The 14,730-nt window shown below is 40.6% G+C and carries 14 protein-coding genes; 6 read left to right on the top strand and 8 right to left on the bottom strand.

Going from position 1 to position 14,730, the window contains the following annotated elements; genetic code table 11:
• Nucleotides 1–577 precede the first annotated feature (577 nt).
• Complete coding sequence (locus JOC74_RS09140) at nucleotides 578–1,699, top strand: ribonuclease YeeF family protein (RefSeq protein ID WP_158320305.1); 1,122 nt, start codon at nucleotides 578–580, stop codon at nucleotides 1,697–1,699.
• Nucleotides 1,700–1,905: 206 nt separating this feature from the next.
• Here the strand turns inward: JOC74_RS09140 and JOC74_RS09135 are convergent, their stop codons facing one another.
• The 4 genes from JOC74_RS09135 to JOC74_RS09120 form a co-directional block, all read right to left on the bottom strand.
• Nucleotides 1,906–3,090 (bottom strand): NupC/NupG family nucleoside CNT transporter, encoded by a 1,185-nt coding sequence (locus JOC74_RS09135; protein WP_053604285.1) that lies wholly within the window; start codon nucleotides 3,088–3,090, stop codon nucleotides 1,906–1,908.
• Between the two features lie 560 nt (nucleotides 3,091–3,650).
• Nucleotides 3,651–4,658 carry a zinc-dependent alcohol dehydrogenase family protein gene (locus tag JOC74_RS09130; RefSeq protein WP_211086126.1) on the bottom strand — a complete coding sequence of 336 codons (1,008 nt, stop codon included), beginning with the start codon at nucleotides 4,656–4,658 and terminating at the stop codon, nucleotides 3,651–3,653.
• A gap of 270 nt (nucleotides 4,659–4,928) precedes the next feature.
• Nucleotides 4,929–5,870, bottom strand: a complete 942-nt coding sequence (locus tag JOC74_RS09125; RefSeq protein WP_053604283.1) for a YczE/YyaS/YitT family protein — start codon at nucleotides 5,868–5,870, stop codon at nucleotides 4,929–4,931.
• Nucleotides 5,871–6,279: 409 nt separating this feature from the next.
• Nucleotides 6,280–7,413 carry an ABC transporter ATP-binding protein gene (locus tag JOC74_RS09120; protein ID WP_053606114.1) on the bottom strand — a complete coding sequence of 378 codons (1,134 nt, stop codon included), beginning with the start codon at nucleotides 7,411–7,413 and terminating at the stop codon, nucleotides 6,280–6,282.
• A gap of 268 nt (nucleotides 7,414–7,681) precedes the next feature.
• On the opposite strand from JOC74_RS09120, the gene JOC74_RS23470 reads away from it, so the two are divergent.
• Both JOC74_RS23470 and JOC74_RS23465 read left to right on the top strand, forming a co-directional pair.
• The gene (locus tag JOC74_RS23470) at nucleotides 7,682–8,296 is read left to right on the top strand and encodes a response regulator aspartate phosphatase (RefSeq protein ID WP_053604282.1); all 615 of its coding nucleotides are present in this window, start codon (nucleotides 7,682–7,684) and stop codon (nucleotides 8,294–8,296) included.
• A gap of 117 nt (nucleotides 8,297–8,413) precedes the next feature.
• Nucleotides 8,414–8,584, top strand: coding sequence for a hypothetical protein (locus JOC74_RS23465; RefSeq protein ID WP_225970228.1), 171 nt, complete (start codon nucleotides 8,414–8,416; stop codon nucleotides 8,582–8,584).
• Between the two features lie 321 nt (nucleotides 8,585–8,905).
• On the opposite strand, the gene JOC74_RS09110 is transcribed toward JOC74_RS23465, so the two are convergent.
• The 4 genes from JOC74_RS09110 to JOC74_RS09095 form a co-directional block, all read right to left on the bottom strand.
• A complete protein-coding gene (locus JOC74_RS09110) occupies nucleotides 8,906–9,181 on the bottom strand; it encodes a hypothetical protein (RefSeq protein WP_053604281.1) in 276 nt (91 codons plus the stop codon).
• 62 nt (nucleotides 9,182–9,243) lie between these two features.
• Nucleotides 9,244–9,465, bottom strand: coding sequence for a DUF5316 domain-containing protein (locus JOC74_RS24285; protein WP_211086125.1), 222 nt, complete (start codon nucleotides 9,463–9,465; stop codon nucleotides 9,244–9,246).
• 79 nt (nucleotides 9,466–9,544) lie between these two features.
• Nucleotides 9,545–9,934, bottom strand: a complete 390-nt coding sequence (locus tag JOC74_RS09100; protein WP_053604279.1) for a hypothetical protein — start codon at nucleotides 9,932–9,934, stop codon at nucleotides 9,545–9,547.
• Between the two features lie 3 nt (nucleotides 9,935–9,937).
• A complete protein-coding gene (locus JOC74_RS09095) occupies nucleotides 9,938–10,459 on the bottom strand; it encodes a hypothetical protein (protein ID WP_053604278.1) in 522 nt (173 codons plus the stop codon).
• A gap of 184 nt (nucleotides 10,460–10,643) precedes the next feature.
• Here JOC74_RS09095 and JOC74_RS09090 point away from each other — a divergent pair, with 184 nt between their 5' ends.
• Genes JOC74_RS09090 through hydA form a run of 3 tightly spaced genes read left to right on the top strand, consistent with a single transcriptional unit; the run spans nucleotide 10,644 to nucleotide 14,726 of the window.
• On the top strand, nucleotides 10,644–12,008 hold the full coding sequence (locus tag JOC74_RS09090; protein WP_376773387.1) for an NAD(P)-dependent oxidoreductase: 1,365 nt from the start codon (nucleotides 10,644–10,646) through the stop codon (nucleotides 12,006–12,008).
• Nucleotides 12,009–12,026: 18 nt separating this feature from the next.
• On the top strand, nucleotides 12,027–13,286 hold the full coding sequence (gene preA, locus JOC74_RS09085; protein ID WP_053604276.1) for an NAD-dependent dihydropyrimidine dehydrogenase subunit PreA: 1,260 nt from the start codon (nucleotides 12,027–12,029) through the stop codon (nucleotides 13,284–13,286).
• Nucleotides 13,287–13,310: 24 nt separating this feature from the next.
• The gene (gene hydA, locus JOC74_RS09080; protein ID WP_053604275.1) at nucleotides 13,311–14,726 is read left to right on the top strand and encodes a dihydropyrimidinase; all 1,416 of its coding nucleotides are present in this window, start codon (nucleotides 13,311–13,313) and stop codon (nucleotides 14,724–14,726) included.
• Nucleotides 14,727–14,730 lie beyond the last annotated feature (4 nt).

Below are 14,730 nucleotides of genomic sequence, written 5' to 3'. Positions count from 1 at the left end.
AGCTATGGCAATGAGATTCGTAGGATGAGAAATCATTCGAAGTGCCCAGCCCCATGAAAATGGGTGAAGATATAGTCTATTCTATCGCCGAAAGGCATAGCGGCAAAGCAAGCCAACCAACAACCACAAGGAGTTTTACAGCTTCTTCGTTAATTTCAGAATCTTTGAAAGAGACTCTAGTTTTTTAGGGTCTCTTTTACATTTCGTTCTATAATGTCCGTGAAGGGCACATTTAATATACATTTTTGATAAACACTGGTTGAATCATAGATAAGCAAAATAAATCCTTGAACATCTTTTCTCTTGCTTAACACGAAATTTACATGAAAATTGTTTTAAACCTTTAAATTCCTCCCACAAATCCGGATTCAACAATAAATCGTTCACTAAGTTCAGTCAAAGAATGTAAATTAATCTGTTCTTCCGCTTAATTTCCAATCTTTTTCCTCTGAAAAGGAGAAAATACCTATTCCAACCTGGTCTAAATATCCTTACACTATCCATATGAAACCAATTTGGCAAAAAACAACAAGATGAACCAACAGAAAAATCCAAAATGAAAGGGCATCTTGTGGGTATGATGAAAATATATGAAGCAAAAACTTTAATATCAGCTATGAATGAACGGATCAATGAATATTCTGAATTTAGGGATCAAATGGTCCGGTTAAAAAAAGCGTTTCAAAATCTAATTGGACTCGATGGCTTTGAAGGAAAAGGGGCAGAGGCGATTAAAGGATTTTATGGCGCGCAAGTAGATGTAGTGAACGCTTGGCTTGATTTAATAGATAAAAACGAAGCGTTCATGAAAAGCATTTCCGGTATCATTGAGGAGCATGAGCTTTCCGGAGAAACGGTGGTGCACTTGCCATTTTTAGAGGATGATGTTTCTTTTGGACTCAACGTCTCAGAGAAAATCGTGACTGAGCAGCAGGCAGAATTAAAAGCAACACTTAACAAGATTGATGATCTTGTTCCAATCGAGGCATTTACCAAATATCCGATTACTTCCGCATTCAATGATGCAGAACAACATCGGTCGGAAACAATTGAGAAGATCAATTCCTTAGACAGCAGCCTCAAAAGCGAATATTCAATGCTTGAAGAGGATGAGTCGATTGTTGCCGCGCTGTACCGGCAGCTGCTTGCTTCCACGGAAAAGAATGGACAAGTCACTCCGCTGCACTTTAACGCAACTGCCTATCGCAACAGTGACGTTTTCCAAATGAGAGTGGAGGCCAAAAAGCTCAACAACGACTACCTGATGATGAAAAACGAGCAAGAGGATTCCAGGCGTCTCGTTAAGGAACAAAAAGAACTCGAATACCGCGCTTTGCTGGACAAAGCATGGGATGCTGCCTGCAACTTTACAGGAGAATTCTCAGGTTATTATGATTATGTACGAGTAACACAGGGCATTGACCCTGTTACCAAGCAAATGCTGAGTGAGACAGACCGCGTTACAGCCGGTGCACTTGCGGCAGCTGGATTTTTCCCGGCGATCGGCTGGGGTGGCCGAAAAGGTGTAGACGCTACCTATACTATTGACGCTTACAAAAACAGAAAAGGCTTCGACATCCTGCAAAAATCGGAAATGGGAATCTACGGACTTGCCTCAGCTAATGGCGTGGCTGAAGGAATCATTGGTAAAGACATGTTTGGAAACGAAATCTCAGAGGAAAACGGCAGGAGAGCTTAAACAATTCAGGGCTTGGATTCCTTCATATAGTCAGGCATGCTCCGCCGCCGAAGTAGAAATTTTCTCTCTATCGAAAGGGATTGCCAGGTTATCTGAAAAAGTCAGCAGTCAGCTATACATTTCGGATATATCAAGAGCTCCATTCTCCGGTATTTGCATACTACCAAAGAAAAGAGCCCTATTTTCATAAATTCGTTTCGAAAAATTTAGTAAATCAGCCCAACAATGATGGCTGTTAAAAAGCTAACAAGTGTTGCGCCATAGACCAATTTGAGGCCAAATCGTGCGACAACGTTACCTTTTTCAGCATGTAATCCTTTCACCGCTCCAGCAATAATCCCGATGGATGAGAAATTTGCAAATGAAACAAGAAAGACAGAAACAATCGCTGTTGTTCGTTCTGAAAAAGCAAAATTACCTTGTGATAAATTGGTCATTGCAACAAATTCATTTGTCACTAATTTGGTTGCCATAATGCTTCCTGCATCGACGGCGCTATTCCAAGGAACACCCATTAAGAAAGCGAATGGAGCGAAGATGTATCCCATGATTTCTTGGAAGCTGATGCCAAATATGCCGTTAAATACAGCATTAATCATTGCGATGAGAGCAACGAATCCAATTAACATGGCTGCGACAGTAAAGGCTACGCGAAATCCGTCCATAATGTATTCACCAAGGACTTCAAAGAAGGTTTGTTTCTTTTCGTAATCTTCAATTTTGATAACATCTTCTTCCGATGATACATTGTAGGGGTTGATAATTGATGCAATAATAAATCCGCCAAATAGATTAAGAAATATAGCAGTGACGACATATTCAGGTTTGATCAAAACCATATACGAACCGACAATAGACATAGATACCGTCGACATCGCAGAAGCACAAAGCGTATACAAGCGATGCGGAGGCAAGCTTCCAAGTTGTCTTTTGACTGATATGAAAACTTCGGATTGTCCCAAAATTGCTGACGCAATACCGTTATAAGATTCCAGTTTTCCCATACCGTTAATCTTGCTTAGAAGAAAACCTATGCCGGTAATGAAAAGGGGAAGTATCCTCCAATGCTGCAGAATACCGATCAGGGCTGAAATAAAAATGATCGGTAGTAATACACTGACAAAAAAGCTCATCTGATTTGCATTTACTAATCCGCCGAAAACAAAATCGATGCCTTGATTCGCAAAATTCAAAAGTTCAGAGAACCCATTTGAGATCCCTTTAATTAGCCAATTTCCTACCGTTGTTCTTAACAATAAGAATCCGAGAAGAAATTGAATCACAATCATGACTGCAATCGGACGATATTTAATGTCCTTTTTATTATTGCTGACGATCCAGGCTAAACCCAAAGTTATTAATAAACCGATGATTCCAATTACGTATCTCATTGTTCCTCCTTATTATAATAAAAATATGCTCGTGCGATTGAAACTCCTTATCCGTTCCTTAAGCTTCTTTTGATATTGACAAGCTTTTAATTGATTATGTTTTACAACTGTTTCTTTAGTGCTCCACTTGAATTTTTTTCATATATAAAGCAGTATATCCCTACTTAAAAGTAATAAGCCCCTAATTAGGAGCTGCATTGTTGTGTTGTTAATAATATGTTTCTTAGAATTCAAAACTCCAAGTGGAGGTAGTTTGGGTCAATATCAACATTTATTAGCAAAAACAACCTGGCTTTTTCTATAAAAGAAATTTTTCTAATGGAGCAGATGAAATGTTCTGAGTATGAGTATAACAAAACATTTTCTATTATAACAAAACATGTTCAAATATGACACATTTCTTTCAATCATTTTTACCTGGTCGATTTCAGATAAACTCCATATTTTTGGGGTATATTTCAAAAAATTGCGGAGAAATAAATGACGTGCAGAGTTATGCTGGTATAAGAACTCTGCACGTCAAAGTTGATTTAATCAATTTTCACTGTTTACGGGATGATTCATTCATCATCCAACTTAATGATAGCTTTGGTAATTTTGTAATTGATATTTCCTGCCAAAACATCAGGGACATCTTCAAGATTGATTTCATGCGTGATTAGCTGCTCGGCATCAACTGTTTTGTCAGCTAAGATATGTATAGCATCTCGCATGGAATAAGGATTGACGAATGCGCCTTTAATGGTTAACTCTTTAAAGAATATATCGTAGGCGTTCACTTGAATTAAGTCATCTGGGTTGGAGACGCCGAACATTAAGACTTGACCGCCACGGCGTGCGAAGTTTATTGCACGTTCCTGTGTAGCCGTTACGCCGACACATTCAATGACGATATCATATTTTTCATCATGCTCTTCTTTTTCAGGATTGAAAACTTTTGTTGCCCCAATTTTTTTTAACGTCTCAACTTTTTTCGGATTACGGCCGCTGACATCGACTTTCTTCAATCCTCTATTTGCCAGATATTGCGTAAACATTTGTCCAATAATGCCATCGCCTACCACGAGGGCTGTGTATTGCGGTTTAATTGTTAGTTGCCTTATTCCATATACAACACAGCTGACCGGTTCAGCCATCGCGGCTTCTTTAAAACTTAGACTGTCGGGAATCTTATATATATTGGTTTCTGGCACATTGACATACTCTGCCATTCCGCCATCGCGTGTAACACCGATTGCTTGCATGTTAACACAAAGCTGAGGCTTATTTTCATGGCAATAATCACAGTAGCCGCATGAAATATTCGGATCTATGGTTACACGATCCCCGACTTTGAGTTGGCTTTTCACACCTTTTCCTGCTTCTGCAATTACCCCGGAAATTTCGTGTCCTAAAACGATCGGCGGATTGGCTTGTGCGGAACCTGGCTGACCATGAAACAAATGCTTGTCAGTACCGCATATGCCCACGTATTTCACCTTCACCTTCATTTCATTATCTGCTAATGGCTCCTCAGAAACTTCTTGAAGTTCCATACGCTTATTTTCAGTTAATACTAAAGCTTTCATGTGATGAAAAATCTCCTTTCGGTCATTAAAACAATCTATGTATTATTATGGTCTTTCCCGTAATTTTTCTATCGTAATCATTATTCCCCACATCAAAATCAATAATCATCCAAAAAGTCTGGGATTTTGGGAGGGAGTTATTGTGATATTACCTGAGAGTATTAGTAAAGAGGAGTTAATAGCCATTATACAAAAATAAAGCCAGTTCCACTAAATATAGGGAACTGGCTATTATTTCTGAATCCCATTTATGAGGTTCAGACTAAAGCATCATTGTTTTTTTTCATTCTTTTTATTCTGGTTTTCAGCTTTTTTCCGACGGCGTTCTTCTCTTTTTAACATCACATATTGATTTATTGTATTTCTTACAACTGCTTTTGTGTCTTTGAGGGTTCGAGCTGTTTGTTGTACTCTCTGCTCCAGTTCTTCATCAGAATAATCGGACAGCTGTTCCTGTGTAATCAGTGTCAGGTTATAACTTTCTTTGACCAAATGAACTGTATATCTGCCGGCTCCTCCGACTCCATGTCCAATATTCTTTCCGGAAGGGTTTTTGCTGAATTCAACTATTGATGCAGCAATATTTCTACTGAGACGAGTATTCCAAAAAGAGATTAACGGACCTGCAAAAAATGAAATAATGATTGTTGCTGGACCAATCGGACCGCCTGCAATTAAAGCAGAAACCATAAATCCTAAATCCTGGACAACTCGGCAAATTCTATACTTAACACGCAGCCTTTTTGATGCGATCGGCGCAAGTGCATCATAAGGAGCAACACCGACTTTCGCGCACATATATAAAGAAGTGCCCAGAGTGAAAAGAAGCAGTCCTAATATTCCATTCACAATGCCGGTCAGAATGGTTGGTTCATAATGAAATACAGAGCTGTAAATACTCGAGAACCAATCAATCATAAAACCGGCACCAACCATATTAATAACTGTGCCAATGCCGATTTTTTTTCGATCCAAAAATAAAACAAATAAGATAATGAACAGATTGGCCAGGAGCTGATAAGTGCCTAAACTCAAGCCTATTTTATCCGAAATTCCAATATTTATCGCTGTAAAAGGATCGAGCCCTACATTTCCTTGTTTACACAGCATTGCCCCCATAGCAAGCAAGGCTACGCCAATGAATGACATAATCGATTTTAAGAAAATTTCTAGTCCTTTATGTTTGTTATCCGAGTTTTCCAACAGATTCATAATAACCTCCGCTTAATTAAACAAATTCTTTAAATGTTGCGTTGTTTTATGTGTTGTATATTACTAATATCCTATATCATAACATTGATTTTCTTCAATCACACGGATCCCAGCACATTTACCCTACTTTTGCCCTTTAATTGTTGGTAAAAGGGAAAAGGACGAATATTACCTAATTATTATTATTATATCCATATGAAACCAATTAGTCTAAATAAGATGTACCAAGAGCTATCTCGTAGAAATGAAGGAAAAGTGGCAAGAGAGAGATTAAAGGATATAGAGGTCGACTTTAGAAAGAGAAAGAGGGGCTGTGTTTAAAATTAAAGCATCCAAACAAATCCATCCAGCGATCGCGTAGCATTCCTAAGAACATACGCGATCGCTGGATGTTTTTTTAATAAACGATTCAAACAATTTGCGATACGGACTCTTTCATCTCTGCGGTAATACGTTCTTCAGTTTCATTATCAAAGAAGTGCGCCTTCGCCATATCGAAGGCTAACTCTTTAAATTGTCCGCTTGCTGCTGAAGCCTGCGCATCCACACGAGCGACGAAATTCTGGTTGTTGATGCTAGAGTACAGGTATGTTTCAGAACCCATTAATTCGGAGACCTCGATCATGATGTTTAACTTTGTTTCTGATGATGCTTTCATAAATTCTGCATCATCGTGAATGTCTTCCGGGCGAATGCCAAGGATTATTTCTTTATTGTTATACCCTTGATCAAGTAAATCCTTGTATTTATCCTCAGGCACTTTCACTTTCGTTTTCTCATCAATATGAAAGTATCCGTTTGATAGGGTACCTTGAAAGAAATTCATTGAAGGAGAGCCGATGAACCCGCCAACGAACACATTGTCTGGATTGTCATAAACTTCTTTTGGCGCGCCCACCTGCTGAATGATACCGTCTTTCATGACGACTAAGCGAGTTGCCATAGTCATCGCTTCGGTTTGATCATGTGTTACATAGATTGTTGTCGTTTGAAGCCGTTTATGCAGTTTTTGAATTTCTGTTCTCATTTGCACACGAAGCTTTGCATCCAGATTAGACAAAGGCTCGTCCATTAAGAACACTTTCGCATCACGAACAATCGCCCTGCCGAGGGCAACCCGCTGACGTTGTCCGCCAGACAGCGCTTTTGGCTTGCGGTTTAAATAGTCCTCTAAACCGAGAATTTTTGCTGCATCTTTTACACGGCGGTCGATTTCGTCTTTTTTATATTTTCTTAATTTTAATCCGAATGCCATATTGCTATAAACATCCATGTGAGGGTAAAGGGCATAGTTTTGAAAGACCATCGCGATATTTCTGTCTTTTGGGGCAACATCATTCATCAGCTTGTCGTCAATATAGAAGCTTCCGGAGGAAATTTCCTCAAGTCCGGCAATCATACGTAAAGTGGTTGATTTGCCGCATCCGGAAGGTCCGACAAAGACAATAAACTCTTTATCATTAATTTCTAAATTAAAATCCTTAACCGCTGTCACGTTTTTATCATATGTTTTATAAATATTTTGCAAGCTGATTCTAGCCATATGTATCCCTCCGTTTTCTTTTCTTACAATTATCATAAGGCAAGCTGATTTTCGAAGTAAACGTGCAGCCTGCATAAGAAATTTGTCGGGAGTTTGTTCAATATCACGAAAATCAGGAGCTTGTGTGTCAACGCGAAACTTCATTTCTTCAGAATGACTGCCCAGTAATTATTTTCGTTTAATTCCGACACTTTCAAAAAACCCGATTTTTGTCATAATACAGATAATGGATAATCTTAAATTTGTAAAAAGGAAGGGGGGAAAGTGATTGACTAATGAAGGTTCGTATGAAGAAGTCGCTAAAATGTTAAACCATTGGTATCACGACATTAAACGACACAATATTCCTAAGGCAGTTGCAATGAGAGATCAGATTCTTCATACCTATCCTGTTATAGAAGACCACCAAGACTTACTCCTATACTTTAGTCTCTTAGATTTTCGTCATAGCCTCATGGTTCAAGAATTCCCAGAATCAGATAGAGTTTATCAATTGATTAATAAAAACAAAGGCGATATTAAACAAACAAACACCATGATTCAATATTATTATTTATTTTTTTCAAGAATCTACGAATTTCATAAAAAAAACTATATGGATGCGATCAATTATTACAAATTTGCTATTGCCTATTACCAAGTCGATCAACACTTCTTTTCATTAAATTATGCAAAAAAAGCGTTCGAATCTTTTAATGCAACTGAGGACTATATTGAAAAAACCATTAACAGTGAAATGGTTTTAGCAGCAAATAAACTTGATCTTCACCGGTACGATGAAGCCGAAAACCATTACAAGAACGCCTTAGATAGAGCGAAAACCCACGGGTTTCGTTACACAGAGAGCCTTGCTTATTTCAACCTCGGTATATCCTATGACTGAAGAAACGTGTTACCAGAAGCTATAGATTGTTTTTTGAAAGCGATTAATATTCCAGAACATAACCAATCCATCTTTTGTATTCGTTCGATGTACATGCTAAGCAGGAGTTTATATAAATTGGAAAAGATGGACGAAGCGCGTCATTGGCATACCCAAGCTGTTTCTCGTGCTAAAGAAGAAGGAGAAATTGAGTATTTATCGAAACTAAATTTGATCCATGCTTTGTATGACATAGGAGATAGTATTTCAATTGAAAATGCATTGGATTACCTAGGCAGTAAAGATTGATGGTCAGACGTTGCCGAATTAACCTTAGATATTGCGATGTATCATAAACATCATGATGATTTTGAAAAGGCATCAGCATACTTCGAAAAAGCTCACCAAGCAACCTTGAATTGGCGAATGAGCCTATCAAGACATACGAAAAAAACGTATTTATTTAAATTTGACTAGAGAAATAAGAAATTGGATTAAACAAGTTGAAACTTGCTGAAGGATTGATCTGATAGAGTAGGAAAGCGTCTTCGATTGTTATCTCGAAAAAGTCTCCCATTTCTGAAGATAAAGATAGCATCATTGACACATGGGAGACGAATTTCTTTGATTCTACCTGAGAAGAGTTTTTCGTTTACTGATACGAGGACCTTGAGGATTTACTAATGAAGCATATTTATCTGGATGTGGCAATTTATCCAGTTTTAATTCCTGGAGGGGATTGTGTTTCAGTGCATGGAACTTCATATCTTCACGAATCCAAGCTTTCGTTGGATTGGAATGTTTCCACTCTTTCTTAATGTCTTCAACCCTTTTAAATGTAGCAAAAGTATGAGTATAACGCTTCCCGTTTACTATATACCGGCGATCCAACCAATATACCAGCATTTGCCTCGCACCACTTTTTCAAGTGCCACCAAGCTCCAGCTCACCCGCTTAATCCTGAGCATCTAAAAAAACAAAAATACAACAATGCAGCACAGAGTGTTCGGCAAGGCAAAGAGTGCCCAGTTAATTCCGCTATCCGTTCGTTGTTTACGATCCTCTTTGCTTTCTGTATTGGAATGTCCTCGCTGCTGGAATTCAGTGGTAAACGTCTGGAGATAAAGCCCTGATAAAATAATTCCGATGACTGCAAGAGTGCCTGCTACTTTATAGATGTATTGTATCATTTGTCAAAAGAGAACAGATAATTGAAGCCAGCGTCGATAATAACCCTGCGTAAAAAAACTTTTTCACTGCTTCAACCCCCTACTGATTCTCACGTTTATACTGATGTAGCCCTTTTTTAAATAATTCAAGGACGATTTCGTGCTGGGTTTTGCTTAAGACGTGCTCTTTGATTTTGTTTAGTTCGTCGACGAGCTCGGCATCGAGATGGAGGTTGACTGTTTTTCCTTTTTCGCTTGGCTCGATGAGGCAGTCGTTTTCTTCTTTTTTTGCTTCTCCTTCGATGATCAGATTATCCTTATTCCAATATTTGTGTGGTATGAGGATTTTTTCTCCAGAAAACACAATTTCCGATAAATTTTCTTCAAAGGAGATTGATACAGTATTTCCTGTACGGAGATTGTAATCTCTGATTTGCCGGGCAATGGCTTGATTTTCTTTATTGTTTATCAATCGGACGTTTGCTTTCATCGATCAAATCTCCTTCTCAACTAGCTGCAGGTCATCTTCATTGATTCCGCTAATGGATTGGAACGTGCCGTCAAGCTGGAGAGTGTAGCAAAAATGTTCTTTTTCGAGATAAAAATCAATAATCATTCCTTTAATCCCTTGTTTTGCTTCAACCGCATCGAGCACTGCAAATTTAGGTTTTAAGTAGCCTTTTTCATTTAAAAATGGAAAAACGGCAGCTTTCGGATACACGTATCTTTTTTTCCCTTGCTTAGATTTTATGGCCCAGAATCTTTCTTTTTCATCAATAACTTCTCCAAGGTAGCCTTCGTCTGCCCATCGTTTCATGGTAGACATATTCAACCGTTTGCCGATGTGTGAATAAACCAAATCGATTATTTCTTTAGACGAAATAAAACGGCGGCGTTCTGCTTCCTGTTCTTCCAAACAAGTTAATGTTTCCTTTAATTGAGCCAATGTGTGCTGCTGTTCTTCTATTTTTCTTTCCAGCGCATTGATTTCAGCTGCCATCTCTTGCTGATTCATACTCTCACATCTCTCTATCTTTTTCATTATTATAAATGAGTTTTCTATTTTATAAAATAAAAACATATTTTAATATGCAATTAAAAGATTGACATTCAATTATTGATACAATACGATAATGTTATGAATTTTGAGAAAATTTAAACGAAAGAGGTGCATGAAAAGCTTGAATAAAAACAGACTGCTGCATAAAAATATTTCACTTCACGATCTCTCAGCCAATTTTGCAGAAATTGAACCTGATTTATCACCGAAAGAAGTAATGGATGAAGCAAACAGATGTCTGTACTGCTATGACGCGCCTTGTATAAAAGCATGCCCAACAGAAATAAATATTCCATCGTTTATAAAGAAGATTGCCTCAGGAAATATGAAAGGATCGGCTAAAGTGATCATGGATGCGAATCCGGTAGGAGCAACATGTGCCAGAGTTTGTCCGACAGAAGAGCTGTGCGAAGGGGCCTGTGTTTTGAACGATGCTTCCCTTCCGATTATGATTGGCAATTTGCAGCGTCACGCTACGAATTGGGCGATGACAAACAATCAGCAGCTTTTTCAGCCCGGATTGCCGAATGGGAAAAAAATTGCAGTGATCGGAGGAGGTCCCGCAGGGCTATCGGCCGCAAGAGAGCTCGCCCGCACTGGCTTTAGTGTCACAATCTTTGAAGCTGAAGATAAGGCTGGCGGTCTCGACACATATGGGATTGTTTCTTTCCGACTGCCGCAAGACGTATCATTATGGGAAGTAAGCCAGGTAGAACAGTTAGGAGTTGAGATCCGCACCAATTCGCGAGTAGGCACGGATATTTCGGTAAAAGAACTTATTGATGGACATGATGCCGTCGTCTTAGCTATAGGCATGTCTGATGTTCCTTCCCTGAACATTGAGGGAGAAGGTTTAAATGGAGTGTATGACGCGATTGATTTTGTAAAAAGTACGAAATCACCTCCATTAACACAAGATTTTGTCGGAAAAAAAGTAACCGTCGTAGGTGCCGGAAATACGGCAATAGATGCCGCTACCTGTTCGGTTCGTTTAGGAGCTAAGAAGGTAAATGTCTTATACAGAAGGACAGTTAAGGAAATGACCGCGTACCCTTTTGAATACGATTTTGCTAAGCAGGATGAAATTGAATTTGAATGGCTCACACAGCCCGTCAAGATTCTCGGAGATGAAAACGGAGCTGTAAGGGGGATTGAATGTGTTTCCATGGAAATCAAAGAGCCTGATCACTCCGGCAGACGACAGGCAGTTCCTATTGAAGGGTCGAACGAAGTGATGGATACGGATGCCGTTATTCTCGCCATCGGCCAAACCCGATACACCCGTCTAATAGAAGAAATGGAGCTTGACCATGAGCAAGGTATCGTAACGATTGATAGCGGAACGTACCAAACCTCCAACTCGAAAATCTTTGCTGCAGGCGATGTCATTTTTAAAGCAGGCAAAGGGGATGCGATGGTTGTGACGGCTGCTCAGCAAGGAAAAATGGCTGCCCATTCAATTCACCGTCTACTGTCAGCTGCAGTAAAGCATGAAACAGCTTAATAAAGGAGGTTAGCTCTTTTGGCAGATTTACATATTACCTTTGCAGGGATCGAGGCTCCTAATCCGTTTTGGCTCGCCTCGGCACCGCCGACCAACTCAGGATATCAAGTTCAGCGGGCATTTGAAGCGGGATGGGGCGGAGCGGTCTGGAAGACGCTCGGCGATCCAATCCTCAATGTATCATCAAGATTTTCTGCCCTTCATTTTAACGGCCGCCGCGTTACGGGCTTTAACAACATTGAACTCATCACCGATCGTCCTCTCGAAGTAAACCTAAAAGAAATTTATGAAACAAAAAAGAAATTTCCAAACCACGCGATCATTGCATCCTTAATGGTTGACCCGATTCAGGAAAAATGGCACGAGCTTGTGAAAAAAACAGAGGCTGCAGGAGTGGACGGATTGGAGCTGAACTTCGGTTGTCCGCACGGTATGGCAGAACGCGGTATGGGATCAGCGACCGGACAGGTACCGGAGCTGGTGGAAAAACAGACGTATTGGGTGAAGGAAGCCGCAAAGACGCCGGTCATTGTCAAGCTGACGCCAAATATAACGGATATCACAGCAACTGCATATGCTGCTGTTCAAGGCGGAGCGGATGCGGTGAGCATGATCAATACGATTAACAGCTTAATGGGAGTGGATATTGATTCTTGGAATACTGTTCCTCACGTTGGCGGGAAAGGATCACACGGAGGTTATTGCGGTCCCGCGGTTAAGCCGATTGCTCTTAATATGGTTGGGAAATGTGCCGGTGACACCAGCATTAACGTGCCGATTTCAGGTATAGGCGGAATCTCTGATTGGCGGGATGCCGTCGAATTCATGCTGATGGGAGCGGGAAGCGTTCAAGTGTGTACAGCAGTAATGCATCACGGATTCAGCATCGTTGAAGATATGGTTGACGGACTGACCAACTATTTGGATGACAAAGGGCTTCACTCGGTTGAAGAGCTGATCGGAAAAACAGTCGAACGGTACACCGAATGGGGCAACCTGGATTTGAACTATAAAAGCGTCGCACGTATCAATCAGGATGCGTGCATCAACTGCAACAAATGCTACATTGCTTGCGAGGACACGGCGCACCAATGCATTGACAGGCTGACCGATGAGCACGGCAAGGGCTATCTTTCTGTCAGAGAAGAGGATTGTGTCGGCTGCAACCTGTGCAGCATCGTTTGCCCGGTAGAAAACGCGATTGACATGATTGAAATTCCGAGCTCGAAGCCGATGACATGGAATGAACGCCAAGCGGCGATACAAAGAATCACTTGATTAAATGAAGGAGGGCGTAAAGCGGTGGCAAAACTAATTAAAGGCGGAACAATTGTAACAGCCTCAGACATGTATGAAGCGGATGTCTTGATTGAAGACGAAAAAATTGCTGCGATTGGAACGGATTTTGACGCGGAAGAAGCGGAGATTATTGATGCGACAGGGAATTACCTCTTTCCTGGCGGGATCGATCCTCATACTCATCTCGATATGCCGTTTGGCGGCACAGTAACGTGTGATGATTTTGAATCAGGAACGATCGCAGCTGCTTATGGCGGGACTACGACGATCATCGATTTTTGCCTTACGAATAAAGGAGAGCCCCTGCAAAAAGCAGTCAATACTTGGCATGAAAAGTCGCAGCACAAAGCAGTCATTGATTATGGATTTCATCTGATGATCGGCGAGGCCAATGAAGCTATTTTAAATGAGCTTCCTGTTATCATCGAAGAAGAAGGGATTACCTCCTTTAAGGTATTCATGGCTTACAAGCATGTTTTTCAGGCTGATGATGAAACGCTTTTCCGTACGTTAGTGGAAGCGAAGAAGCTTGGCGCCCTCGTAATGGTTCATGCTGAAAACGGTGATGTGATTGAATATTTGGTCACTAAAGCGCTGAGTGAAGGGAACACTTCCCCGATTTATCATGCGTTAACCCGTCCTCCAGAGCTGGAAGGAGAAGCAACGGGAAGGGCAGCCGAGCTAACAGGGCTCGCAGGCTCCCAATTGTATGTGGTGCACGTGTCATGTGCAGAAGCGGTGAAAAAAATTACCGAAGCCAGGTCGAAAGGCTACCAAGTATGGGGTGAGACGTGCCCACAGTATCTTTTGCTCGATCAAACGGATTTGGAAAAAGAAAATTTTGAAGGTGCCAAGTACGTTTGGTCCCCGCCGCTGAGAGAGAAGTGGAATCAAGAGGTGTTATGGAACGCGCTAAAAAGCGGACAGCTGCAGACGTTCGGTTCTGATCAGTGTTCGTTCCATTTTAACGGCCAGAAAGATTTGGGACGGGATGATTTTTCGAAAATACCAAATGGCGGACCGATGATTGAAGACCGGTTCAGCTTGTTATTTTCGGAAGGTGTAAAAAAAGGAAGAATCAGCCTTAATCAATTTGTCGATCTCGTCAGTACGAAAAGTGCAAAGCTGTTCGGACTTTTTCCGAAAAAAGGGACGATTGCTGTCGGCAGTGACGCTGACATTGTGATCTTTGATCCGAATAAAAAGCGGACAATTTCTGCTTCCACTCACCATATGAATGTGGACTACAATGCTTTTGAGGGCATGGAGGTTACTGGTGAGCCTGTATCTGTGCTAAGCAGAGGGGAATTTGTCATCAAGGATAAGGCTTTTACAGGAAAGCCGGGAGCCGGAAAATATTTAAAACGAAGCAGATTTCGATCGGAATCCGAACTGAAAATGCCGGTCCAACATCGCTAGCTAT

Origin of the sequence: Bacillus capparidis (assembly GCF_017832095.1) — a bacterium.
Taxonomy (GTDB): domain Bacteria; phylum Bacillota; class Bacilli; order Bacillales; family Bacillaceae; genus Bacillus; species Bacillus gobiensis.
Note: the sequence above shows the minus strand (reverse complement) of the source record. Positions and strands in the feature narration are given on the sequence as shown.

Bases quoted from the DNA above. Each gene is read 5' to 3' on its own strand.
- JOC74_RS09140 (WP_158320305.1), top strand. From the start codon at position 578: ATGATGAAAATATATGAAGCAAAAACTTTAATATCAGCTATGAATGAA.
- JOC74_RS09135 (WP_053604285.1), bottom strand. From the start codon at position 3,090: ATGAGATACGTAATTGGAATCATCGGTTTATTAATAACTTTGGGTTTA.
- JOC74_RS09130 (WP_211086126.1), bottom strand. From the start codon at position 4,658: ATGAAAGCTTTAGTATTAACTGAAAATAAGCGTATGGAACTTCAAGAA.
- JOC74_RS09125 (WP_053604283.1), bottom strand. From the start codon at position 5,870: ATGAATCTGTTGGAAAACTCGGATAACAAACATAAAGGACTAGAAATT.
- JOC74_RS09120 (WP_053606114.1), bottom strand. From the start codon at position 7,413: ATGGCTAGAATCAGCTTGCAAAATATTTATAAAACATATGATAAAAAC.
- JOC74_RS09110 (WP_053604281.1), bottom strand. From the start codon at position 9,181: ATGCTGGTATATTGGTTGGATCGCCGGTATATAGTAAACGGGAAGCGT.
- JOC74_RS24285 (WP_211086125.1), bottom strand. From the start codon at position 9,465: ATGATACAATACATCTATAAAGTAGCAGGCACTCTTGCAGTCATCGGA.
- JOC74_RS09100 (WP_053604279.1), bottom strand. From the start codon at position 9,934: ATGAAAGCAAACGTCCGATTGATAAACAATAAAGAAAATCAAGCCATT.
- JOC74_RS09095 (WP_053604278.1), bottom strand. From the start codon at position 10,459: ATGAATCAGCAAGAGATGGCAGCTGAAATCAATGCGCTGGAAAGAAAA.